The sequence below is a fragment of the Paenibacillus sp. FSL H8-0457 genome, assembly GCF_038051935.1.
Lineage (GTDB): Bacteria > Bacillota > Bacilli > Paenibacillales > Paenibacillaceae > Paenibacillus_AQ > Paenibacillus_AQ lautus_A.
Map to the genome: position 1 here is coordinate 460,098 of NZ_CP150293.1, position 23,767 is coordinate 483,864.

The window sequence follows — 23,767 nt, forward strand, 5'->3', positions numbered from 1 at the left end:
AATACTAACTGCTAATTGATTTTAATGCTCAATATGTAAAAATAAGTAATTCGGACTTCTTTAATTAGAAGTCCTTTTTTTGTTTCATTTATGGTTATCCCTTGTCATTATTTCTCGGGAAATAGCATCTGCTAGCGAATGATCCGAAATAAATAGTAGTTTCATCCAAATCATTCCATTAAAATAGGACTGTTGAATCAACAATCTAGGGGGATACAAAATCAGATGAGCGCAGTACAGCTACGACACGTGCAGAAGACATCCGGCAGTACCGTATTAATTCCACACATCAACCTTGAGGTGAGCGCAGGTCAATGCGTTGCCATTCAATGCAATCACGAATTCGGACATCAATTGCTGCTAGCCATGATCGGGCAGACGCCGATATCGGAGGGCTCCATCTGGATTCTGGGAGAGGCGCTGACACCGGAACATACACGGAATATTAGAGAAAAAATAGGGATTCAGCTGTTATCGGATGCGGCATACGAGCGTCTGAAGGTTCGTGAATTTCTCCATTTTTATGCTCGTCTCTATGAGACGAAGCCGGACATGGAGCTGTTAATGCAGCGCTTAGGACTAGCAGAGAAGCAAAACAGCCGGGTGTTGCAGTTGACAACTTCGGAATTGCGCCGATTGTCCATCGCACGTGCACTCGTACATAATCCGCCGGTTTTGCTCATGGAAGACCCGGAGCAAAATGTCGATCTTGAGACAAGTTATATCATTCGTAATCTGATACCGGCTCTGATAGAGGAAGGCAAAGCGATCGTCATCACGACCATGGTGCTGGAACAGGCCATATCGATGACCAATGATGTGTATTTATATAGCCATGCCGGGTTTAAAAAGCTGGAAACGGCGGAAGAAGAGTTGGACCCCATTAGCGATAGAGATGGAGATGGAGATAGAGAGCCATTCCATTCAATTGAGGTAGAGGATCAGGGAAGACTATATACAGCAGCTGATTCCAGGATTGAAAATATAATGCCCGCTGAGGCTGCTGCGGAGACTGTAACTCAAGAAACAGAAGCACAGGCTCCGTTGACTGCGCCTAAGACCGCAACAGAAACGGAATCCGCCGAGGCTAAGCCGAAATCCGCCAAGCTAAGCGCTTTCCCTGATCAATCGCAATCTTCCGAAACCTTTGACGAAGCCGGGGCAGGAGGACAACCGGTCCCCGCGGGAGCTCAAGTGCCGGCCTTCGTCCAGCCCGTACGCTTCGAGAAGATTCCGGCCAAGGTGGGGGACAAGCTGATTCTGTTTGATCCGACAGAAATTGATTATATCGAGAGCCATGAAGGCGTCGCGAATCTCCATGTTCTCCAAGGGATCTATGCCTGCTCCATGTCGTTAAGCGATCTGGAAGGGAGGCTCAAGGGGTTCGGCTTCTATCGCTGTCACCGCTCGTACCTGGTGAATCTGCAGAAGGTCCGTGAAGTCATCACATGGACACGGAACAGCTACAGTTTAATTCTGGACGACCATTCCAAGAGCTCCATCCCGTTATCCAAAGGCAAATACGATGAGCTAAAAAAGATCATTGGCATTTGATTTGCGTTGCATTCATCCGAATGTTTGCTCCGTTCAAGGCTGATATCGCAGGTTTCGATAGCGGATATACTCCTTTCATCCCTATTATAATGCGGCGTTTTCGACGTTACCTTAACATGAAGGGTGTAAGGCGACAACGACAACGACAACCTGAAGGGATGGATCAAACGTGCAACCAATCATTGAAGTCAATCAGCTGCTGAAAGCGTTCGGAAACAAGAGTGCGTTACAGCATATCCAATTTAATGTTCATCAAGGCGAAATATTCGGATTCCTGGGTCCAAGCGGATCGGGCAAAACAACGACGGTGAAGATCCTGACTTCCCAATTGCTGCCAACCTCCGGCACCGTGAAGGTGTTCGGTCAACCTATACATAAAATGAACGATGCCAGCCATAAGCGCCGGATCGGCATACTGACCGATAACAGTGCATTATATGAGAGGCTCACCATTCAAGACAATCTGGAACTGTTCTGCAGGCTGTATGACGTGGAATCGAAACGGATTGCCGAGGTGCTGGAAGAGGTTAATCTGGCCAATGACCGTCAGACGATGGTGAAAAAGCTCTCCAAAGGGATGAAACAGCGAGTGATGCTGGCACGTGCTATTCTTCACAAGCCGGATCTGCTATTCCTGGACGAGCCGACGTCAGCGTTGGACCCGGTTAACACCCTTCATATTCATGAGGGCCTGCGGAAATTGAATCGGGAAGGAACCAGCATTTTTCTAACGACCCACAATATGATGGAAGCGGAGAGCCTGTGTGATCGCGTGGCCTTTATCCATGATGGCGTGATCAAAGCGATCGATACCCCGCAGCAGCTGCGGCTGGCGCATACCGATCAATCGATGACGGTTCTGGTGAAGGGCGAGGGCAAGCGGGTGCTGCAGCAGAATGAAGAGAGCGCGCAGCGCATCGGACAATGGATGCTGGAAGGCAGGCTGTTATCGATCCATTCCAATGAACCGACGTTAGGCGATATTTTCGTAAAAATGACTGGGAGGGAATTGCAATGACATTTTCCATGAAGAGACTGCAAGCCATCATAAACAAAGAGTGGAAAGATAGTATCCGCAACCCGCAAATCCTGTTGATGATGGGAATGCCGATCATGTTTGCCTTCCTGTTCAGCAAGATGGGGAGCGGCGGGACAAAGGGCGATGACATGATGATCCTGAGCTTCCCGATTTTGCTGGCCTTATCGATGACAGGCGCATTCGTGCTGGCGATGATGGTGGCGGAAGAGAAGGAAAAGCATACCCTGCGCGTATTGATGCTCTCGCCTGCGAGCACAACCGAGATTCTGATGGGCAAAAGCTTCCTCACCTTCGTATTGACCCTGATCGCGGTGATCGCTTCGGTGGCCGTTTCGGAGGTGCCGGAGGTCAACTGGGGAATTCCGTCCCTGCTGATTCTCGTCTCGCTCGTCATGTTCATTGCGCTTGGTTTAATCATCGGCTTGATGTCACGTACCGTACAAGAGTCCTCCATTATCGGTTTGCCGGTACTGATTGTCTTCGTTATGGGCCCGATGTTCGCTCCCATGTTAGGCAATGAATGGATCATGAGCATCGTGAATTATCTGCCTACGCAGAAATTTATCGATGTGATGGGCAGCGTCAGCCAAGGTGCCGCTATCAGCGAAATGACCCAGGATCTGCTGATCTGTGCAGGATGGACGGTCATCTCCATTGTTGCAGCTGCCGCGGTGTACAGCCGTAAACGGTTCGATCGATAGCATTGCTGTCGTCGGTACCGGCCATTAGGTTCAATAAAAAAAGGTCTTTCCCAAAGCGAACCGGGGAAGACCTTCTTGCCTTTTAAACTTCGCCTCAACCGGATCCGGCGACCGCAATGCCGCTGAAGGAGACCGGTCCGCTGAGCAGTAGTGAATTTTCGCCGGCTGAGACTATATAGAGAGTATAACGGATCAATCCTTGGTTAACGACCGCGGCGGGAGGGAAATCACCGGTCGTCAGGGAGATGGGAAACATATTGAACGAGAGGTTCCCGGGATCGACGACCTGCTCGTAAATGATCGTTCCGGAACCTGGCGTTCCGCTACCGTCGCGTTCAATCAATAGAGTCATGGAGGAAGGCGCTGCCTCGGTTGTGGTCGGACGTAACAAGGATACCGTGCCGGACAGCCATACGCGCACGTCCGTGACGTTGACCGTTCCAAGCGCCGGGATGGTTTGAAGTCCGATATCTCCGATAAGGAGCGGCTCGGAAATATCGATGGGTTCACTGTCGCTGGCCCGCATCGGCATATGGACGGATAGACGCATGTCCAACAATTGAATCGGCATGGAGAGAAAACACCTCCTTTTAGGATAGTATATGATCCGCTTCATGGAAGGTGTGCTTATCTGCAAGTGTCCGGTCCATCTCCGGCCGTCCGGGTGGCCAAGTCCATAGAAAAGGCAGCCTCCTCGGCCGGGAAGGGCCAAGGGGCTGCCGAAAGCATGATTATTCGAATGTGATAACACCCGTGGTATGAAGCAGCACCAGAAATACGAGAACCGGCGCAATATAACGGAGCATGAACAGCCATATCCGGAACCAGCCTGCTTTCAGACCTGCGGCATCAGCGGCCTTCTTCCAGAAGTATCCCGCAAAGAGGGTGGTGATCAGGCCCCCGATCGGAAGCAGGATGTTGGATGTAATGAAATCCAGCCAATCAAAGAAATTTTTGCCGCCGATATCGGTAAGTCCTGGCACGATGCCGAATGACAACGCGGAGGGTAAGCCGACCAGCAGAACCAGTGCGCTGATAACCACAACGGCTTTGGTGCGTCCCCAATGCCAGCGGTCCATGACATACGAGGTCGGAACCTCCAGCAAGGAGACCGCGGAGGTTAAAGCGGCGATGGCTAGAAGGACGAAGAACAATCCTCCGAAAAAAGCACCCAGCGGCATGGCCGAGAAGGCAGCCGGCAAGGCAATGAAGACAAGGGAAGGGCCGGCATTCGGCTCGATCCCGAACGAAGCGGTTGTCGGGAATATGATAAGCCCGGCAATAAATGCATAGATCAGGTCGCCTGCGCCGATGGCGAGGGTAGCCGGACCAAGGGATTGCCGCTTATCGACATAAGCCCCGTAGGTCAACAGAATCCCCATCCCAAGCGAGAGGGAGAAGAAGGCATGTCCCAGCGCGACAAGTGCCGCTTCCGGGCTCAGCTTCGAGAAGTCAGGATTCAAGAAGAACGATACCCCTGCTCCGGCCCCTGGCAAGGTTACAGCACGGATCATTAACACAATTAACAGAATGATCAGTCCCGGGATCAGGACCTTGTTGAATTTTTCGATTCCGCCGGAGATGCCTTTAGCCACTACCCAACCTGTGATCGCAATAGCGACAATTTGCCAAATGATCGGCATGTAGCCTTCCGTAAACGCGGTGAATTGACCGCCGAAATCGGTGTTGCTGTACAGATTGCCGCTAAACGACATGACGGCATAATGAAGCGTCCAGCCTGCCACAATGACATAGAAGGTCAGGATGAGAAACGGCGCGATAACCTGGAGCAATCCAAGCTGTCCAAAGACTTTCGGTCCGCCCGCTTTAACGAAGGAAGTCGCGGCACTCCCGCGGCCGGCTCGTCCGATGGCAAGCTCCGCCAGCAGGACGGGCAAACCGATCACGATGAGACAGATAATGAAGAGCAGGAAGAAAGCTGCGCCGCCGTGTTCTCCCGTAATGTACGGGAACTTCCACATGTTTCCAAGGCCGACAGAGCTCCCGATCGCGGCCAGGATGAATCCAGCAGAGGAAAAACGATCGTTTTTTCCCGGTGAAGCTGGGTTGTTAAGCTGAGATTTCATAGATGTTCCCCCAGTTGTTTAAAGTTAAGTTCCTCTATTATATTTCATGTTCTGCCAGAAAGGCATAAGCAATTTTTCCTAAGGGATGAAGACCTGCATTTGTATTATGCTGCGAACACCAAGTTTTCAATACTAACATTAACCACGATTTGTAAATAATTAAACCTTAAACACCAAGTTTAAGGAAAGGAAGGGACTTTCGATAGGAAAATAATCACAAATGCGTCTGACGGAAATGAAGGTTGGCAGGGGTTGACAAATACCTTAAAATAATATATCTTTATATTAAGATAAATAAACAAACAAATAACGGAAAAGAGGGATATCATGATCCAAAGCTTAACCCGGATTAACGAATTGGCACAAAAACAGCGGGAAGGAGTGCTCACTGCTGCGGAAAGAGCCGAACAGCAAGTTTTGCGCACGGAATACCTGCGCGAAATTCGCGGACAGGTGCTGAGCACCTTTTCGGGATTAAGCATCGTGGATCCCGCCGGTAATGACGTGACGCCTGAGAAACTTCGCAATGAGCAAAAGAACTGGAAAATCGAATAGCCATGACGATGTAAATGCTTTTACACAGCATGGTGAACATAGTGGAAAAAGAAGAAGGATCGCCATGACATGGCGATCCTTCTTCTTTTATTTTTCTAACACCTAATACGAATGACTCCCTCTATCCAAACCGCTCCGTCTTATACCACTTGGATTCCCTGCCCGTAATCTTGTCCACGATCATGGAGTAGAACGCCTTGATGGAGATGACGAGGAACAGCTGAGCGTAGGTGAAGTACGACATGCAGGATAGAATGAAGTTTCGCGTGGTGCTTTGGCCGATGTCCGTTGCGAGCGCCAGGTTAATCTGCAGGACGTAGATGTAATACATTAAGGCCCAGGCAATGACGAGATACATGTAGACATCCCCTTCAAACCGGAAAGGAGAGACGACGGCCGGATTAAACAGCGCGATGATCTGATACACGATATTGGCGATAAATATAATATCCGAGATGATGATGGCAATCATAAACCAGAAGTAACTGGCCGCGTAATACAGCACATGCAGCTTAATCCGCCAGCTGCTCCGGTCGAACAGATGATGAATATTATCCGTGACGACGCTGTAGTTGCCTTTGGCCCAGCGTTCGCGCTGCTTCATGTACACCTTCAGATCCTCGGGCTCCTGCTGATAAGCTTCGGCTTGGGGAGCCAGGGCAATCAGCTGCCCTCTCGTCAGGATCTCGAACGAAATCGCGGTATCTTCGGTGATCGCATGCTCATCCCATCCGCCGATGTCCTGAATGAGCGCGGTTTTCACGATAAAGTTCGTGCCGGGAATGGTACCCAGCTTAAACAGCTGCCATAACCCGGTATGATGCACGCGCTGAATGGTCACCAGCTCCAGATTGATGCAGCGGGACAGGAAATTCTGCCCGCGGTTTCGGGCCTTGTTGCGTCCGAAGACGGCCCCGTAGCGTTCGGGCTGCTCCATCGCCTTCTGCGTGAGGAACAACAGCGCATTTTTCTCGGGAGCGGCGTCGGCGTCGTAGACACAGATCCATTCGCCCGTTGCCTGCTTGAGCGCGTCATTCAAAGCGCCCGATTTGCCGCCGGTTCCCGTTCTCTCCAGGATCAGAAAGTCGCGGTCCCGGTAACGCTCATTCGCTTTCAGCGCTTGTAACCGCTCGGCCGTATGATCCTTGCAATTGTCGGCGATGACAATCAGCTGCATTTTGTGGTGAGGGTAATTCATCTGCAAAATGTGCTCGACAGTTGCCTGGATGACCATTTCCTCATTGTGCGCGGGCACCATGACCGTCACGGTGGGATAATCCTCCAAATTGCCGGGATTCACCAGCTTCTGCCGGCTTTGTTTATGAATGAACACGATGGCGCCGGCCATGATAATAATCGACTCCAGTACGGCAATCCATATGCTGATGATGGAGATAACAAGGAAAAAGTCAGTCACTAAACTTCCCCCGATCGTACTTTCGTTTGATTTTCGAACGGAAGCTTAAGGTGGCGATCGTCAGGATCATGATGGCGATGGAGAACACGATGCTGACCCCGATGCATAGAGGGATAAACCACTGGGTATACGACATCGGCTGCAAGCCTCCTTTTTCAAGGTGATGATAACTGTTAAATATATTCACCGATGAGGTCGGTCTCGGTATTACGTTCTAAAGCGGAGATGACATCATCGATATGTTCGTATCGGCTGAACTGCTCTTTCTGGAATACGAGGCCGCCGGCTCGGACCACTAGCTTGAGGGACATGCCTTTTTTATCCCGGAAGGGGACGTTCATCATGGCGACTTTGATGCGGTCCATGAGGCTTTTGAGGTATTCCGGCTTGGTGAGCGGACATAGAATGATAAACCGCCCTTCGCCGATGGAGAACTTATAGTCTTCGTAACGGATCTGCTTCTGAATCGTATTGGACAATTCCACAATCAGCCTGGCAAAGCGGTGGGAGCCGACGTTTTCTCTGGTCAGGGGGAGGAAATCGAGCTTGAACATCATAATGCAGAATCCGTATTGATCGGAATACCGGTTTGCCAGATTTGCTTGTTTCACCAGCGTGCTTTCAAAAGCCTCCTTGCTGCCGAGCGAGGTATCGATGTCGATGTCCGGGTTGGTTTTCCTCAGTTGCTCGAGACGGCGGATAAATCTTCGGCTTCGCACGAGGGCCAGCTTAATGAAGACGGCAATGGCGGTATTGGCGGGCAGCAGCAAAATCCAGGACAGCGTAAGCGCGTGGATCGGAGCCAGCGTGGACAACCAGACGAAATACGTAACCAAATACACAAAAACGGCAACCGTCGAAACGCCGACCGGCAGGAAGAAGCCGATAAGCAAAGCGGCCAACGAGCCGATGCTAAACATAAATTCCATGAAAGTAAAACTTTGGTTTACATGGATATGCCAAAATAATAACGCCTGCTGGACGATGGCAAGAGCAATCAGCAGAAAATAACCGAATTCGACGCGACGTAAAGGGGTGGATTTTTTCATGTGTTTCCCTACTTTCTAAGCTCTTAAACCTTTTACGTGTGTGGTGAGGTCATTCCATATGTTATTTAAAAATTACCCAAATGTCGATAGATTTATCGTACCTTGTCCACAATGTTCATATTGGATCGCGAACGCAGCGTTCGTTGACCCTCAAACTCTCCGATAAACTGCCCCTTTTAGAGATCGGGATCTATAGGATAGAGTAGGATTAGGGCGTCTTGATGTCACAGACGGTAGTGTTCATCTGTCTTATATGTGGTGTAGCTTACTGCCGACAATATACAGAGTAAGAAGGTGTGCCTGATGTTATGGGATCAAATCTATATCGAATACAAGCCGATGATGTTCGGCCTGGCCTACCGGATGCTGGGGAGTGCGGCGGATGCCGAGGACATTGTGCAGGATGTTTTTTCCCAATTCGTGCAGATGGATCGGGGAGAGGTGATAAACGAGAAGGCATATTTGGCCAAAATGACAACGAACCGCTGCATCAACCTGCTGAAATCGTCCAGGCGCCAGCGCGAAACGTATACCGGTCCCTGGCTGCCGGAGCCGATGCCGGATTATGACATGATAAAGCGGTCCGATCCTGCGGAACGCCGCGAGAATATCGGATATGCCTATCTGGTGCTGCTTCAACGCTTAACGCCGCTGGAGCGTGCCGTCTATATCGCCAAAGATACGCTGGGTCTCGAATATCATGAAATCTCGGAGATGCTTGGAAAGACGGAGATCAGCTGCCGCAAGACCTTCAGCCGTGCCCAGCAAAAAATGGGCCGACATACGGAGAGGCCGGTGGGAGAAGGGACCCGTACGGAAAAGCAGGAACGCTTCGTTGAAGCCTTCCTGCGGGCGTCCGATATGGGTAATTTTAAACCGCTGCTCTCTTTCCTGAAGGAAGAGGTTACGCTGCTGTCGGATGGCGGCGGCAAAGCGAAAGCAGCCATCAATCCGATACTGGGCGTGGAGCGGGTACGGGCTTTCTTCGAGGGATTGTCCGCCAAAGGCTCGTTCCGGGAAGGGTTTGAACCCGTCTCCATCAATGGGGAGCCCGGCGTATTGCTGAAGCGGGAAGGCAGGGTCTCCATGGTGCTTACGGCAGAGTGGGAACCCGACTTATCCCGCATCAGCCGGATCTTTCTTGTGGTCAATCCGGATAAATTGCAGCTGTTTAATCAAAACAGCCCGGGAACAGCCCTGTAGCGACGCCGATCCGGTTCCAGGCATTGATGGTCGTAATCGCCATGACCAGATCGACGAATTGCTTCTCGTCAAAATGCTTGCGCACGCGTTCGTATACCTCGGTCGGAACGCCGGCTTCGGACAGCTTGGTCACGCACTCCGTCAATTCGATGACGGCCCGTTCCTCGTCGGAATAGATCGGCACTTCGCGCCACATCGGCAGAAGGAGGAGACGGTCCACGCTCTCGCCCATGGAGAGCAGATCCTTCGAATGCATATCCACGCAGAAGGAGCAGCCGTTGATCTGGGACGCCCGGAGCTTGATGATCTCGTACAGCTTGTGATCCAGTCCGCTTTTTTGAGCCGCTTGCTCCAGGGCAAGCAGGGTTTTGAAGGCTTCGGGATTGGCCGACCGGTAATTCATTCGCAGTTCCATGTTCAGTTCCCCTTTACGGTTGATGGTTGATGTTCACCAATATGACAGTCTGCCGCCCAGAATTGTGACATGTGAACGAAAAAAAAGAAGAAACCCTTCATTGATGGGGTACGAAAGATACGAAAGGTGCAGCATTTCTTGGCAGAAATGCTGCACCGGGTAACGTTTTCGTCTCTGCATGGGGTTTCTTTATCGTTTATAACGCTTGATAGGTTTATTTCCCGGTTTTGAGCGGAATGCGCAGGACATCGTCCCGCTTATGGGTGGTATAGTTCCAAACATAAACCTCGAGCTCGGTCTTGTCGAAATTCTTATACACGTCCATATGTTTATTACTGTCATCCCCGAGCAGGCCGATGATGGCCGGCATGCCATAGCTCCGATCTTCGCCGTCCAGATAATAAGTCTGGTTGACGCCGCCGAACGCCGGGTCGGAGCTCAAGGATTCTACATAGAGATTATGATCCTTCATGTAATAGGTCCATGTAATCGGATAGCCGGCAATGCTGGACGTTAAGGTCTGATGCTCAGCCGAAATATCGGTTAAGCGGATCGGACTATTGTCACCGGCGAATTCGTCGACGCGGTGCTTGGCGATCAGAGACACCGGTTGGTTCGCCAGAGAGGCTGCATCCAGCCCGGTCATCTCAAAGCGCAGCTCCGTTTTCTTGGACTGGCCGGGCACATGCCACATGCTTCCGCTTAACAGCGTCCCGCCTACGTCCAGCTGATAGTCCATGTATGGAAAACGGGTATGCTTTTCCTTATGGGTCAGGATTAGCCGGACTTGGGTTGGCGTCACGATCATTTCATGGATATTCGTTTCGCCAGGCACCTGATCTACAGGGATATTCAGCACGTCCTTCCATGTGCCGTTGGCCATTTGTTTCTTGGATAGAGCCATATTCAAGCTCCAGGTTTCATCGACGCTTTGCAGCGTGCGATCATAAGCCAACTGGAATGTCGTACCTTCCGCACGCAGGGAATCGGACTTGAATATTTGCTGGCTCAGGTATTCTCCGGTGGCTGCCGGAGTTCCGAAAGTAGAAGGTTTAACCTCCTTAATCATCTCATTCTTGTCATCGGCCGCTTGAATTCGCACCCAGCTTCTGCTGTTCATTTCAGGGTCCGTAAATTTAATGGCCGATTGAAGCAGGACATTGCCTTCGGCCTGCTCGAAGGACTGCAGGGTCACGCTGTCAATGCCATCCTTTTGAATGGGGAATACCTGCGTATTCGGGTTTTGAGGGTCGTAAGGGATGGACTGTTTTCCATCGCCGGTAAAACGAATATTCTCCATCGCAAACTCGATATCCGCGATCTGGCCCTCAGCAACCCAATCGGTCTCGAAATACCCCTGGAATACGCCTAACTCCTCGTTCCACTGATGCGAATAATGGCCCTCGACGGAATGGCCTTCCTTATCTTTAAGCCCGATTCGATCAAAAGCGATTTGTTCGCCGGCCAGCGATGAGCCAGGATCCAGGCTGTAGAGCAGGAACGTGCGGTTCTCATCGATAAACGCCGTGTGCACCGTTAGCGTGATGCCATCCTTCGTAACGGATTTCTCAATTGCCTGGCCAAGCCCTTGTTCTAGCGCGGTCTGGATCCCGGCCTTGTAAGATAGAAGATGGGACCAGTCATAATTCAAGGCTGCATAGACCGGTGTGGCCATCAGGGCGACGGATATCCCGGTAATGATCGCAATTCGCTTTCGCTTACGCGGACGAAGCGGAGTCGATTCCCCTCCGGCCACCTTCAATTCGTCCTGCTGTATGCTGCTCCACATCCGGTCAAAATCAGGATAAGACACGTTATTCGCTGTGTTCATCTGATTTTTCAGAATATTCTCAAAACGTTCCAAATTGTTTCTCCCCCTTCAGCCAAAAGCCGTTATGATGCTCGAGCTTTTTGCGCATGATTTTCAATGCTTTGTGAAGCCTTGATTTAACCGTTCCTACAGGGATCTTCAACGTTTCGGCGATTTCCGCCATCGACAGCTCGCCGATATAGCGGAGCGTGACCACGGCCATCAGTTTGTCCGGGAGCTGCCGCAGCAGGCTCTCCCATTCCGCCGCCGCTGCTTTTTCCAATACGATGGTGTCCACGGATTTAACCGATGCCGCGGTCTGCTCGTGGAGCCAAGCGACCTGGCTTTGCTTTTCCCGCTGGGTCTGATTCCTTCTAAGCAGGTTCAGGCAGTGATTCATCGCGATGCGCATGATCCAGGCGCGTGTATGCTCCACGCTTCTCCAATCCTGGCGAAATACGGTGACGAATACGTCGTGGCAGAGATCTTCCGCGTCTTGGGCGTTCCGCAGCATGTAGTAGCAGGTACGGTACACGTCCTTGTTGTATGAATCGAATAACTCGCGTTCCGTCAATCCAAGGCACTCCTTTCTTTGCGTTATGTCTAATAAACAAATGACCCTTGGAAAGGGTTCACATTTTTTGTGGTGGTGGCCTGTAACGAAGGCGGAGACATTTTCTTATATTTTCGGATTGACTTCATTCTAACAAAAAAGAACATCTGCCCATCGTATAAAACGTAGGGCAAGATGTTCTATGGATATCTGTAAGATAGGGTGCCGCTGACAGGCTCGTTAGAACCATCGATTAAGCATATTAGAGAGGGTTATCACTAGATCGCTGGCGGCTTAAGCTATGCCGAACCAGCTGATCTGCACCTCGCCTTTCATGATCAGGAAGACGTCGGCCCGTCCTGCTAACCCCGTCAGATCGGCCTCTACCGTCGTCCAGGCCTGGCGCCCTCCGGTCGGCAGGACCCTGCAGCTTCCGGCTGCGGGGCCATCCGGGCTGCCGGTCGTAACGACGATGTCGCCACCCTTGATATGTCCGCTCACCCTGGCCTCGAACGTGGCCGGAGAATCGCCGAGATCGGCGTCATGGAAGGCGATCCATCCCGAGTCGCCGATTAAACGGATGCTTTCGCCGCCTTCGCGGCATTCATCCAGGAAGACACCCTGGTAGTCGTCATAATTCACTGCTCGAACAGGCTCCCGCAGCGTGCGTGGCGGGATCGTTTCTCCTTCGACTTGAAGGACTGCGGTGACCGGCAGCCGGCCGGAGGATGGTCCAGCCATGAGCGTATAGGTCCCGCTTTCCACGCAGTAGCGCTCCCGGGTGACATCCCAGAAGGCCAGATCCTCGGCTTTGAGCTCAAAGGTTACCGTTTCCGAAGCGCCTGGAGCCAGATGAACGCGGCGGAAGCCCTTCAACATTTTGAGAGGACGAATGACGCGGGAGGAGTCAGCCTTCACATACAGCTGAACCACCTCATCCCCGGCCAGCTGGCTCTCGTTCCTAACCGCAACGGTGACGGTTACGCTGCCTTCGGCCGTGATCTGCGGACGGCTAAGCGATAGACCGCTGTATTGGAAGCGGGAATAGCTGAGGCCGTGACCGAACGGGTACAGTACATCCCCCTCGAAATATTGATAGGTCCGCTTCCCTTTGATAATGTCGTAATCCATGATGTCCGGAAGCTGTTCGGTTGACTTATACCACGTCATGTTTAAGCGGCCGCCCGGATTATAATCTCCGTACAGAACGTCGGCCACCGCGTGGCCCAGCTCCTGCCCGGCGTGAGACGTAAAGAGGATGGCCGGCACATGCTCCTGTTCCCAGTTCACCGCGAACGGATACCCGCCTACGATGACCACCACCGTATGGGGATTAGCTTCGAACACCGCCTGAATCAAAGCCTGCTGAGCAGGCGGAAGGGTGATGTCGGGACGGTCGATCGTTTCCTTGCCGTTAATGAACGGGCTGTTTCCCACGAAGACGATGGCGGTTTCAGCCGATGCTGCCGCTGCAGCGGCTTCAGCGATGCCGTCCTGAACCGTTTCGATGGTAAACGGCGTTCCCGTTTCCTCGATGCCGCCAACAACAAGCCGGCCATGCTCATCGAGCAGGATCGGTTTGCCTTCCCAGTTTTTCATCAGGAAGCTTCCATCCGGCAACGCCTCGAAGCCGAAAGCCTCCTTCACGAACCAGCCGCGAGCTTCGTCGGCCGCAGCTTGCAGTCCCGTTTCCGTTTCCGTCACGAATTTGCCGCTGCTGACCAGGCGGAGCGTGACAGAGCCCCAGCCCCAGTCGTTTCGCTCGAATACGGCGGCATCGGCGGATGCTGACGTGCCTGCAAGCAGGATGCCCTGCTCCTCGGAAGACAGGGCGACATACGTGCCGCTGACGGCAGAACGAAGGCGCACCTGATCCAATCCCGTATGGAATTGAACGTAACGGTCTCCCGCTTTGGCCTGCACGCCCTGAAGCGGCGTAATCCGGTAGGGAGGCGTGCCGCTGTACCAATCCGTGAACGCTTCGTTGGCGAGCGGTCCGATCACGGCCGCGGATTTGAACGGATCACGCGGAAGGGGCAGCAAACCGTCGTTTTTCAGCAGCACGATCGACTCACGGGCGGCTCGAAGAGATAATTCGGCATGCTCCGGCGCGCAGAGCTTCGTCTCCGGTACGCGGCTGTATGGATTCCGCTCCTCCGGGTCGAATTCGCCAAGGCGGAAGCGGACGCGGAAGGTATTGCGGAGGGCATGGTCCAGATGCTGCTCCTCAAGCAATCCTTGCTCCAAAGCATCGCGGAGAGCGCGGAAGGAGATGTCCTGATCGTCGGTGATGCTGTCGATTCCGGCTTTGACGGAACCCGCAACGGCCTCTGCGTAGGAAGCGACATAATGATGGTCCATGACGGTACCCAGCACGTCACCCGCGTCCCCTACGACGAATCCGTCCATGCCCCATTCCTGCTTGACGATATCGTTCACTTCATGGTTCAGGTTGCACGGCGTGCCGTTGATGCCGTTATACGCGGTCATCATGGAACCGGCTTTCCCTTCCCGGAACGGAGCCTCGAAAGCTTTCAGATAATATTCGCGTTTGTTCCTCGGATCGATGCTTACCGAGGCGCTGCCGCGGTCGGCTTCATTGTTATTGCCGTAGAAGTGCTTCAGGGTAGCTACCGTTTTGTAGTAAAAGGGATGGTCTCCCTGCATGCCCTTCACCAGCCCGGTGGATAGCTCCCCGGTCAGGTGCGGGTCTTCCCCGTAGGCTTCTTCCGTTCGTCCCCACCGGGGGTCGCGTTCCAGATCCACGGTCGGCGCCCAGATGGTCAGTCCGTTGATGGCCCGGTCGCGCTGGTAATAGACCCGGGCTTCCTCTGCGATGACCGAGCCGATTTCACGCATCAGCTCGGGATTCCACGTGCACGCAAGTCCGGTGTTTTGCGGAAAGACGGTCGCTTCGCCAAGCCATGCCACGCCGTGGGCGCCTTCGGTGCCATGCTTATATTTTTGCACGCCGAGACGGGGGATTTCCGTCTGGTATTGGCACATTAATTCGATTTTTTCGTCCAAGGTCAATCGGGATACCAGATCGTGAACCCGCTCTTCCAGCGGTAGATCCGGATCCTGGAACGGATATTTCATGAGCAAAACCTCATTTCTAAGCAGAGTTGGAATGGAAACGCTCTCAGATATACATGCAAAAAGTGTGCGTTTCCCTTAAACCGTTAAATCAACTCCATCATAGCGCGCAAGGCGGAGTCATGATACACCGAGAATTAGCGCAGTTTTCATGTGGAAATTTCGAATGTTTGCCGAACCTCTGCATGCTTGAAGGGAGGTCGTTAATCAGACGGCAGTATCATTTCAGGAGAGAATTCGTTTTTCTAGAGCGGGTAATGGAATCATGTGGTGATCACGAATCCTTGGGTGCTGGCGTGTAAATGAAATTCATGAAAGGGGCCATGAGAATAAGAAACCTCTGTTTGGGCACGGTAGATTGTTGTTGACTCCGTGTTCCATTCAGAGGTTTTTTTGTTTGATGTCCGTTACATTCGGCAAATCTCTTTGGGACAGTCCTCGCAGTGGCAAATATTCCGCAAATAGCCGGGATCATTCAGAACGATGCGCCCCCGTTCGGTAGAAATCACGCCCAGATCCTTAAGCTCGTTCAAGATGCGGTTGACGCTTTCGCGAGTAGAGCCGATCATCTCAGCCATCTCCAGATTCGTGATCCGCTTGCCGATGATAGCCCTGTGATCCTTGGCGGTCCCGCAGGTGCCGTACATATTGTACAGCCGCAGGAGCAGAGAGCATAGGGCGCCGGATTTGCCATGCAGCAGCAGATCGCGCAGTTTGCTCTGCGTGGTACGCTGCATGAGCGCCATCCAGCCCATATATTCCACGGCAAAGTCACCGTTGATGCGGATGATTTTATCCAGCTCGGTCTGGGGCACGACGCCGACCTCGCTATCCTCCATGGCCCTGGCTTCGAAATGATGCACGGCTCGTCCGAACGGATCGGGCTCACCGAACAGATCGCCCGGGATGTGGAGCGACAAGGTTGCCGACAATCCGCCTTCCAGCAGCTTGGATACCTTCAGGCTTCCCCGGTTTACGAAGTACAGCCGGTCGGCAGGATCGTTCTCCTGATACAGACAATCGCCGGCAAACAAACCGATTGGCTCGGCCATTTCCCGGATTAAAGCGAGATGCGGCGGCGAAAAGACGAAGGAAGTGCCCGCAGGAAACAGCCCTCCATCCTTCGCATCGGACCTTGCAGCTCGATTCTGTTTCATACGATCTTCTCCTTTTCGTAACTTATTCGGCAAGCTGATAATTGTCATTCGTCAGTTTGAATGTATCGGTCAGACCTGAAGTGAGATAGATTTGATGGTCGGTGGTGACGAAAATGGCATCGGCGTCATCCCGGCTCTCGACGAACTGCCGACCTTCCGTAAGCCCAAGCGAAAAGACGGATGTCGACATGGCATCGGCGTCCATGGACGTGTCGGTCACGATCGTCACGCTGAGCAGGTCGTTATCGACCGGATAACCGGTGAAGGGGCTCAGAATATGGTGATACACGGTTCCCTCTGCTTCGAAGAAACGCTCGTACACGCCGGAGGTCACGATCGTCTTATTGACGACTTCAAGCGTCCCCAGGGATTGCCCGCGATCCTTCTCAGGGTCCTGGATGCCGATATTCCACGGTGAGCCGTCCGGCTTTGAACCCATGGCCAGGATGTTGCCCCCGAGGTCAATGATGGCGGAGCGGAAACCCTGCTGCTGCAAATAGTCTGCGATAACATCTGCGGCATATCCTTTGGCGATGGCGCCTAGATCCAGCGACATTCCCTCCTTCTCCAGCCGGATGGCATTCGATGCCGGATTTAAAATCACATCCTTGTAGTTCATTCGCTGCATGGCGGCAGTCAGCTCATCTTTCTTCGGTACAGCGGGATGTTCGCCTCCAATGCCCCAGAGATCCACCAGCGGGCCTACGGTCGGTTCGAAATGTCCGCCGGAAGCCGCCGCGTAATCGATAGCGGTCTGGACCACCTTGAAGGTTTCTTCCGAAACGCTGACCTCGGATTTGCCCGCCGCTTGATTGACCTGATCAATCTCGCTACCGGCCAGCTGCCGGTTCATGCGCTGGTCGATCCGTTCCAGCAGAGCCCTAACCTCGTCGAAATGCCGGGTTGTCATCCGTTCATCGTAAACGCGGAGACTGACAATGGTATCGAATATAAAGTAACGTTCGGTTGCCGGTTCGGTGCTGGCGGCTGTCTTCTGATCCGCTTTGGTTGTGCAGCCGATCGCTCCCGTCATCAGCAGGGTGAGCATGATCAACAGGCTGCCGCAGGAAAGAAACTTCCTATTCATGATAGTGCCTCCTCTTCGAATTCTGATGCTGATTTCGCATCGAGTTCCGATGATCTCAGCGTATCAGACCCTTACCCCGCTGAATGTGAGAAAAATCATTTCTGGCACTTGGTGCAGCCCTGATAATGAAGATAAGCAAAGCGAAGTGGAGAGATGCTGATGAAACGCGGAGATATTGGAATAGCGCTTGTGCTGATAGCGGCTGTCGCCTGGTTTGGAATATCCAAGTTTATGGGGGAAGACGGAACGGCAAAGGGAACCTATGCCATGATCGAGGTGAACGGAAAGCATTATGATACGGTGGCGCTGACGGAAGAGCCCCGAGACATAGAAATCCGGACGGAGCGGGGATACAACCTCTTGAGGATCTCGCGCGAAGGGATCGAGATGGTGGAGTCGGATTGTCCGGATCAGCTCTGCATCGGGTTCGGCCACGTTCACGACATCCATGGCACCATCGTATGTTTGCCTAATCGCGTGTTCGTTGAAGTGACCGGAGAACAAATTAAAGGAAGTGAGCCGGATGCCGTTGTCTCCTGATCCTTATGCGCTCCGCAAGCTGGTCGTGATCGCCATCTGCGCATCATTATCGGTGGTGCTGGGCATTGTGGAAGCCCTGATTCCGTTCGCGGTCACGATACCCGGCGCCAAGCTGGGGCTCGGCAATATTATGGTTCTGACCTGTCTGGTCTGTCTTGGGGGCAGGGATGCCTTGTGGCTCATTGTCTTAAAAACATTGTTGACCGCCTTTATACTCGGCAGCTTCTCGACCTTTCTGTTCAGCATGTTCGGCGCTCTGGCGAGTTATCTGGTGATGTATGTCATGCTGAGGCTCGGGGGGAGCAATTTCAGCTTAACCGGGGTGAGCATCGCGGGCGGCATCGCTCATAATATCGGACAATTGACGGCAGCCTCGCTGGTATTGGGGACGGCAAAAATCTATTATTACCTGCCCTTTCTGCTCGGGGCGGGCGTGGTGACCGGGATCTTCGTCGGATGGGCCGCAAAATATCTGATCGAATCCCTGCGGCGTATTGATCCGTTCGGCATGTTTCACACAGAAAGCTAAGGGGGAGGCGTTAGGCATGGCGGGCATAACCGATAAGTCAGAACATGCCGTAAAGCTTAAACATGTATATTACGGACAGGGCTGCACGAACGTGCTCAAAGATGTCTCGCTGGCGATCCCCCATGGACAGTGGGTATGCATCGCCGGGAGAAACGGGGCAGGCAAGTCCACGCTCATTCGGCTGTTGAACGGCCTGCTCCTCATGAGCCGGGGACGCATTCTGATCGATGGGCTGGAGCTGAACGGCCGCACGCTGGGCGACATTCGCCGTCATATCGGCATGGTGTTTGCGAACCCGGACGATCAGTTTGTCGGCCTCACCGTAGAGGATGATATCGCGTTTGGCCTGGAAAATCTGTGCCTGAGCCGGGAAGAGATGCTGCAGCGGATTCGAACCTATGCGGAGCGGCTGGATATCGTCCATCTGCTCCAACGGCATCCGGCCACTCTGTCCGGCGGACAGAAGCAGCGGGCGGCCATCGCTGCCGTGCTGGCGATGGAGCCTTCCATCATTGTCATGGACGAGGCGGCCTCCATGCTGGATGAGAAGGCCAAGAATGAGCTGCTGGGCCTGATGCGGGCCATGCACGCCGAAGGCAGGTACACGCTCATCTCCATCACCCATGATGTGGAGGAGATGGCCGAAGCCGACCGGATGATCGTGCTGGACGGCGGCATGGTGACCGCGGACGGCAGTCCAAAGGAGCTGCTTCTGCAGGACGACTTGCTGCAGCGGTGCAGGCTGAAGGCGCCTTTTGCCCTCCAGTTGTGCAGGGAGCTGAGAGCGAGAGGAATCGATATCGGCGAGCTGGTCAGGGAGAAGGAGGTGCTGGAGGCATTATGGTCATATCATTCGAAGAGGTTTCTTACCGCTACCGGGACCGGGGGATGAGTCCGGTTCTTGGGCTTGACGGCCTGAATCTGGAGCTGGAGGAAGGCCGAATGATTGCCGTCCTTGGTGCGCCGGGCTCGGGGAAATCAACGCTTCTCCAGCATATGAACGGTTTGATTCGGGCGGATGACGGCCTGATTCGCATTTTGGATTTCCGCCTTGAATCGGGTGACGGCAAGAAAATTCCGGCCGGGCTGCGGCAACGGGTCGGCCTGGTGTTTCAATATCCGGAGCAGCAGCTGTTTGAAGAAACGGTGGAGAAGGATCTATTATTCGGACCGCTTAATTTCGGGCGGAGTCCTGCCGAAGCCGCAGAGGCGGTCCGCAGAGCGGCATCCTTCGTCGGATTGGACGAGGAGCTGCTGGGGCAGAGTCCCTTCAAGCTAAGCTCGGGCCAAATGCGGAAAGCGGCGGTTGCCGCCGTATTGGCGGCGGATCCCGACATTTTGGCTTTGGATGAGCCAACGGCCTCCCTCGATCCTGCCAGCCGGGAGGATCTGATGCAGCGGCTGCATGGATTAACGAGGACGCAAGGCAAAACCGTCCTCGTTGTCACTCACCGATTGGAGGAAATCGTGCCCTTTGCAGACGAATTCGTGGTAATCAAGGACGGCAAGGTCTTATTTCAAGGAACGGCCGGGGAGCTCGTACACCGACAGGAGGTGCTGGAGCAGGGAGGTCTGATGGCTCCTTCCTCCGTGCGGATGGCGGGTATGCTGGCCGCACAGCTTGGAATCGAACCCGCGGAAATGCTTCCGGATGCGGCAGCATTGGCGGAATGGTATGCGGAACTGCTGGGATCATAGGACAGGGCTGGCAGGGCTAGGCAGAGGAGATAGGAGGGAGCCGACATGAAACGAAAAATCATCCTGGGCCGATATATGGAAGGCGATTCATGGGTTCACCGTCTGGATCCCCGCGCCAAGACGGCGGCCATGCCGCTCTTTATGGTGGCTGTGTTCCTGGTGGACGGATATATGGGGGTACTCGCGCTGCTGCTGTTCACTGCTGTGGTGATCCGGACTACGCGTATCCCGTACCGCTATTACATCAGAGCCATGAAACCGCTGATGTTCCTGCTGTTGTTCATCCTGGTATTTCACATCCTTTATGATGCGGGAGGCGGGAAACTGCTGGATGTGGGCGCGTTCAAGGTATATGCCGGCGGATTGGAAAAAGGGATCGTGTCCGCTTCGCGGATGGGACTCTTCATCATGCTGGCGGCGGTGCTGACCTTCACGACCCAGCCGGAGCAGCTGGCCCAGGGACTCGGCAGCCTCTTGCGGCCTCTGACCTGGATCGGCGTGCCGACGGATCGGCTGGTGCTGATGCTCGGCATAGCCCTCCGGTTCATTCCGACCATCTTCGAGGAAGCCGAGCGGCTGTGGAAGGCGCAGCATTCCCGGGGACTGGACCTGTCATCCCACCCGCTGAGGGAGAAGGCGCGGCTGATCATTGCCCTGCTGGTCCCGGTAACGACAGGCGCTTTCCGGCGCGCGATCGGGCTGGCCGATTCCATGGAGGCCCGGGGCTATCGCCTGGGTGCGCGGCGAAGCAGGTTCAGGTTGTTTGTATGGAAGCGGGCGGACACGTTATTCGTGGCGGCATTTCTGCTGCCCGTGGCCGCAGCCGCGCTGCTGTAACGGCGGTCTGAAGAGCATGAAAACCGCAGTCCTAAAGGACTGCGGTTTGGTGGTTTATTGTTACTCGAATTGGATAGAAAAGGGCCCGCAAACGCTGGTGGACGAGTTGCTGCAGCTTTCTGGCTCTGATTCGTTTTCAATGTCCTTTAATAGCTTTGAGAATTCACCTAGGTAAGGCTGCAGGACATGCTTCTTGTTATTGATTTTCCCTTGAACGATCCCGGCAAACCGTCCGTTCTCCGGTACTTCTCTTGCAGAGGCGAGTCTCCCGTTCTTGTAATTCTCTACTCTATAGTGCTCTTCGTCCTCGAAGCGTTGATTCAGTCCAGTGTAGAGCTCCATCACCCCATAGTCACCCGTTCGATATACGCCTTCGCTGATGGAGCTCCCGTAATCCTCCATTTCGCTTGCATATGCGAACCCTTTGTAGTCAGGCGTGGACTTATCCCTTTTGTAATAATTCAGCAGTTGAATGCGGCCGCAGGCCAATTTTGATAGCATCAATTCATTTGCCTGCTCCTGATCCGATACGGAAAACTCCAAGAGAGTGTTCCCATTCCGGTATTCAAACGAAAGGATGTCCATGGATTGCATCACGGTATAACCTGACAACAAGTCATGATCCTTGAAAATGCCCTTCGAGATTACATGAAATTCAAAATCAGGGTTGCTTTCGCTCCGAATTCCCGTTCCGTTAGGACGATCGTTTCGCCATTCCCCCTCGTAGACGATTTTCATATCCTCGGGAAGCTTGTCCGATATGTATTTGCCTGTACCGGATCTTTGTCCATTGTACCACTCGCCGCTGTATACTTTGGATGGTCCCCATCGCATCGTACCTTTTCCGTGAGGTTTGTTGTTCTTCACTTCACCATAGTAGGTGGCCCCGTTAGGGAGGGTCAAACTAACTTTTTGGCTGGAGGCTTCCGTCTCTTCATGGGCAAACATAAGAAACAGCAATGCCAGTGTTAAAAAGCTTAGGTATGTTCTGATCACGTTGTAATACGTCTCCTCTAATCTGCCGATTTTTAATTTTGGCGTATCCCATAAGGTGGATGATTTACCCAGTCAAATCATAGATGAGATGCATGTCTGCCGTAAAGTTATAATATGGGAATTATATCAGTGAACTGGGATTTGACCGATCTTTTTTGTGAGCTTTACAATGCATCTCATAGAAAATATAGATAAAAACACCGATCCTTTACGGAACGGTGTTTTTGTCATACCTATTCATTCATCGGCATCGGTGTATCCGTCGGCTTGATCCCCTCGTAGGCCCGGTCCACGGATTGCCGGATTTCCTTCAGACTCAGCCCCTGCTGCCTGCCGCCCAGGTACATATTCGTGACGTCCAGGCAGGTTTGGCAGAATTTCGCGTGCGTGGTTGGCGTGAGCCTGCCGTCTTCCTCTTGAGCATAGTAGCAATTGAGGTTGCTGCTATGGCCGGCATCGCCGCATCCGCAGAAGCAGGGCATGAAGGCCAAGTGGCCGGCATGGAGGATGGCTGCATTGTATTCCTTCACGCTGGACATATGCGGAAGAGGCGTATCGGGATGCAGCAGGTATTCGGTTTTGCCGTCGGAACGGCCAGCAAGGGCTTCCGCATAGAGGATGTCGCTGCGATACGCGCCGCTTACCACTTGAACGCCGTTCACGCCTTCAAAGGTCTGCAGCGTAAGCGCGATGGCTTCTTCCGCCCGTTCTCCCTCCTTAGAGCCGGTAAAAGCACGAAACGATGGGGACAGCTCCACCACGGTTACCCCGTGTTCGGTTCGGATTTCGGCGAAGCTTACGCCGGCCGGGATGGCGCTTTCCAGCTCGGGCGGCAGCAGATCCGAAAGCTGGGTCAGCATCGTCATGGCACTGACCTTCGGATAGCGGACGGAGGTATCCGTCTGCACGTACTGGGATACCGGCGTGAATAGACCGGAATGCGGGTCATAGGCATGGAGGGTTACGCTGGGCATCGTGCCGGGGATGGCCGAGAGAGTCGCTCCCTCGGGCGGGCGTGCACCGTTCGCAGCGATATCTTCCAGCTCCCGCAGGATCCTGTCGCTTGATATATCTTCGGTCAGTCTTCCGAGTTCTTCCTCCTGAGCGTTCAGGAACAGGATCGTTGGGTGCTCCGTAATACCGTACCGGTTAACGGCCTCCGTATCCTCCGAAATGCTGAAATACTGGTAACGGTAGTCCCGGGAGGTTGCTTCCATCTGCTCCATGACGCCCAGCGCCTTGGAACAGCCGCCGCAGCCCTTGAGCGCAAAAATGGCGATGGAGCTCACTTGCGTGTCAACGGTCTCCTGTTCCGCAAGAGGAGATGTCCTGAATAGCATGAAGCCCCCGGCAGCAAGCAGGAGCAGGAAGGCCGTCAGCGCAATTCGCCACCGCCAGATTCGTGTGCGATGCATGTCGATTAAACATCCTTTCATATCGAACA

At 53.3% G+C, this 23,767-nt stretch carries 22 protein-coding genes and 2 pseudogenes; 11 read left to right on the forward strand and 13 right to left on the reverse strand.

Annotated features, from left to right (window positions below; all coding sequences use genetic code 11):
* Positions 1-225 precede the first annotated feature (225 nt).
* The 4 genes and pseudogenes from MHI43_RS01980 to MHI43_RS01995 all read left to right on the forward strand — a co-directional run.
* A pseudogene (locus MHI43_RS01980) lies at positions 226-633 on the forward strand (ATP-binding cassette domain-containing protein); the annotation flags it as partial.
* 582 nt (positions 634-1,215) lie between these two features.
* Positions 1,216-1,554 (forward strand): annotated as a pseudogene (locus MHI43_RS01985) (LytTR family DNA-binding domain-containing protein); the annotation flags it as partial.
* Between the two features lie 169 nt (positions 1,555-1,723).
* A complete protein-coding gene (locus tag MHI43_RS01990; protein WP_036664789.1) occupies positions 1,724-2,572 on the forward strand; it encodes an ABC transporter ATP-binding protein in 849 nt (282 codons plus the stop codon).
* Positions 2,569-3,294, forward strand: a complete 726-nt coding sequence (locus MHI43_RS01995; RefSeq protein ID WP_036664788.1) for an ABC transporter permease — start codon at positions 2,569-2,571, stop codon at positions 3,292-3,294. Before MHI43_RS01990 ends, MHI43_RS01995 begins: the two co-directional genes overlap by 4 nt.
* A 94-nt stretch (positions 3,295-3,388) precedes the next feature.
* On the opposite strand, the gene MHI43_RS02000 is transcribed toward MHI43_RS01995, so the two are convergent.
* Positions 3,389-3,865 (reverse strand): hypothetical protein, encoded by a 477-nt coding sequence (locus tag MHI43_RS02000; protein ID WP_036664787.1) that lies wholly within the window; start codon positions 3,863-3,865, stop codon positions 3,389-3,391.
* A gap of 160 nt (positions 3,866-4,025) precedes the next feature.
* Entirely contained in the window at positions 4,026-5,381 is a 1,356-nt protein-coding gene (locus MHI43_RS02005; protein WP_036664786.1) for a sodium-dependent transporter, read from the reverse strand.
* A gap of 327 nt (positions 5,382-5,708) precedes the next feature.
* Between MHI43_RS02005 and MHI43_RS02010 the strand changes: the two genes are divergently transcribed.
* The gene (locus MHI43_RS02010) at positions 5,709-5,936 is read left to right on the forward strand and encodes a DUF896 domain-containing protein (RefSeq protein ID WP_012818607.1); all 228 of its coding nucleotides are present in this window, start codon (positions 5,709-5,711) and stop codon (positions 5,934-5,936) included.
* Positions 5,937-6,057: 121 nt separating this feature from the next.
* Here the strand turns inward: MHI43_RS02010 and MHI43_RS02015 are convergent, their stop codons facing one another.
* Genes MHI43_RS02015 through MHI43_RS02025 form a run of 3 tightly spaced genes read right to left on the reverse strand, consistent with a single transcriptional unit; the run spans position 6,058 to position 8,402 of the window.
* Complete coding sequence (locus MHI43_RS02015) at positions 6,058-7,353, reverse strand: glycosyltransferase (protein ID WP_036664785.1); 1,296 nt, start codon at positions 7,351-7,353, stop codon at positions 6,058-6,060.
* A complete protein-coding gene (locus tag MHI43_RS02020; RefSeq protein ID WP_200868625.1) occupies positions 7,346-7,489 on the reverse strand; it encodes a hypothetical protein in 144 nt (47 codons plus the stop codon). Before MHI43_RS02020 ends, MHI43_RS02015 begins: the two co-directional genes overlap by 8 nt.
* A 37-nt stretch (positions 7,490-7,526) precedes the next feature.
* Positions 7,527-8,402: a diguanylate cyclase gene (locus MHI43_RS02025; RefSeq protein ID WP_036664784.1), complete on the reverse strand. Its 876-nt coding sequence runs from the start codon at positions 8,400-8,402 to the stop codon at positions 7,527-7,529.
* A gap of 303 nt (positions 8,403-8,705) precedes the next feature.
* Between MHI43_RS02025 and MHI43_RS02030 the strand changes: the two genes are divergently transcribed.
* Complete coding sequence (locus tag MHI43_RS02030; protein ID WP_036664783.1) at positions 8,706-9,605, forward strand: sigma-70 family RNA polymerase sigma factor; 900 nt, start codon at positions 8,706-8,708, stop codon at positions 9,603-9,605.
* Here MHI43_RS02030 and MHI43_RS02035 read toward each other — a convergent pair.
* The 6 genes from MHI43_RS02035 to MHI43_RS02060 all read right to left on the reverse strand — a co-directional run bounded on the left by MHI43_RS02035 (position 9,574) and on the right by MHI43_RS02060 (position 17,723).
* On the reverse strand, positions 9,574-10,020 hold the full coding sequence (locus tag MHI43_RS02035) for a carboxymuconolactone decarboxylase family protein (RefSeq protein ID WP_036664782.1): 447 nt from the start codon (positions 10,018-10,020) through the stop codon (positions 9,574-9,576). The genes MHI43_RS02030 and MHI43_RS02035 overlap by 32 nt on opposite strands.
* Positions 10,021-10,234: 214 nt before the next feature.
* A complete protein-coding gene (locus MHI43_RS02040) occupies positions 10,235-11,884 on the reverse strand; it encodes a DUF4179 domain-containing protein (RefSeq protein WP_036664780.1) in 1,650 nt (549 codons plus the stop codon).
* Positions 11,871-12,404 (reverse strand): RNA polymerase sigma factor, encoded by a 534-nt coding sequence (locus tag MHI43_RS02045; protein WP_036664778.1) that lies wholly within the window; start codon positions 12,402-12,404, stop codon positions 11,871-11,873. The genes MHI43_RS02040 and MHI43_RS02045 overlap by 14 nt, the downstream gene beginning before the upstream one ends.
* A gap of 273 nt (positions 12,405-12,677) precedes the next feature.
* Positions 12,678-15,482, reverse strand: coding sequence for a glycoside hydrolase family 3 protein (locus tag MHI43_RS02050; protein WP_036664777.1), 2,805 nt, complete (start codon positions 15,480-15,482; stop codon positions 12,678-12,680).
* Positions 15,483-15,886: 404 nt separating this feature from the next.
* Positions 15,887-16,636 carry a Crp/Fnr family transcriptional regulator gene (locus tag MHI43_RS02055; RefSeq protein ID WP_012818616.1) on the reverse strand — a complete coding sequence of 250 codons (750 nt, stop codon included), beginning with the start codon at positions 16,634-16,636 and terminating at the stop codon, positions 15,887-15,889.
* A gap of 22 nt (positions 16,637-16,658) precedes the next feature.
* The gene (locus MHI43_RS02060) at positions 16,659-17,723 is read right to left on the reverse strand and encodes an FAD:protein FMN transferase (RefSeq protein ID WP_012818617.1); all 1,065 of its coding nucleotides are present in this window, start codon (positions 17,721-17,723) and stop codon (positions 16,659-16,661) included.
* Between the two features lie 159 nt (positions 17,724-17,882).
* Here MHI43_RS02060 and MHI43_RS02065 point away from each other — a divergent pair, with 159 nt between their 5' ends.
* The 5 genes from MHI43_RS02065 to MHI43_RS02085 are packed head-to-tail and all read left to right on the forward strand — an operon-like array spanning position 17,883 to position 21,327.
* Complete coding sequence (locus MHI43_RS02065) at positions 17,883-18,263, forward strand: NusG domain II-containing protein (RefSeq protein ID WP_009593819.1); 381 nt, start codon at positions 17,883-17,885, stop codon at positions 18,261-18,263.
* A complete protein-coding gene (locus MHI43_RS02070) occupies positions 18,247-18,792 on the forward strand; it encodes a Gx transporter family protein (protein WP_009593823.1) in 546 nt (181 codons plus the stop codon). The genes MHI43_RS02065 and MHI43_RS02070 overlap by 17 nt, the downstream gene beginning before the upstream one ends.
* A gap of 16 nt (positions 18,793-18,808) precedes the next feature.
* Positions 18,809-19,684 (forward strand): energy-coupling factor transporter ATPase, encoded by an 876-nt coding sequence (locus MHI43_RS02075; protein ID WP_012818618.1) that lies wholly within the window; start codon positions 18,809-18,811, stop codon positions 19,682-19,684.
* A complete protein-coding gene (locus tag MHI43_RS02080) occupies positions 19,633-20,490 on the forward strand; it encodes an ATP-binding cassette domain-containing protein (RefSeq protein WP_012818619.1) in 858 nt (285 codons plus the stop codon). Before MHI43_RS02075 ends, MHI43_RS02080 begins: the two co-directional genes overlap by 52 nt.
* 45 nt (positions 20,491-20,535) lie before the next feature.
* Positions 20,536-21,327: an energy-coupling factor transporter transmembrane protein EcfT gene (locus tag MHI43_RS02085; protein WP_012818620.1), complete on the forward strand. Its 792-nt coding sequence runs from the start codon at positions 20,536-20,538 to the stop codon at positions 21,325-21,327.
* Positions 21,328-21,387: 60 nt separating this feature from the next.
* Here the strand turns inward: MHI43_RS02085 and MHI43_RS02090 are convergent, their stop codons facing one another.
* A complete protein-coding gene (locus tag MHI43_RS02090; RefSeq protein ID WP_036664774.1) occupies positions 21,388-22,323 on the reverse strand; it encodes a hypothetical protein in 936 nt (311 codons plus the stop codon).
* Positions 22,324-22,556: 233 nt separating this feature from the next.
* Positions 22,557-23,738 (reverse strand): PCYCGC motif-containing (lipo)protein, encoded by a 1,182-nt coding sequence (locus MHI43_RS02095; RefSeq protein WP_235201862.1) that lies wholly within the window; start codon positions 23,736-23,738, stop codon positions 22,557-22,559.
* Positions 23,739-23,767: the final 29 nt, after the last annotated feature.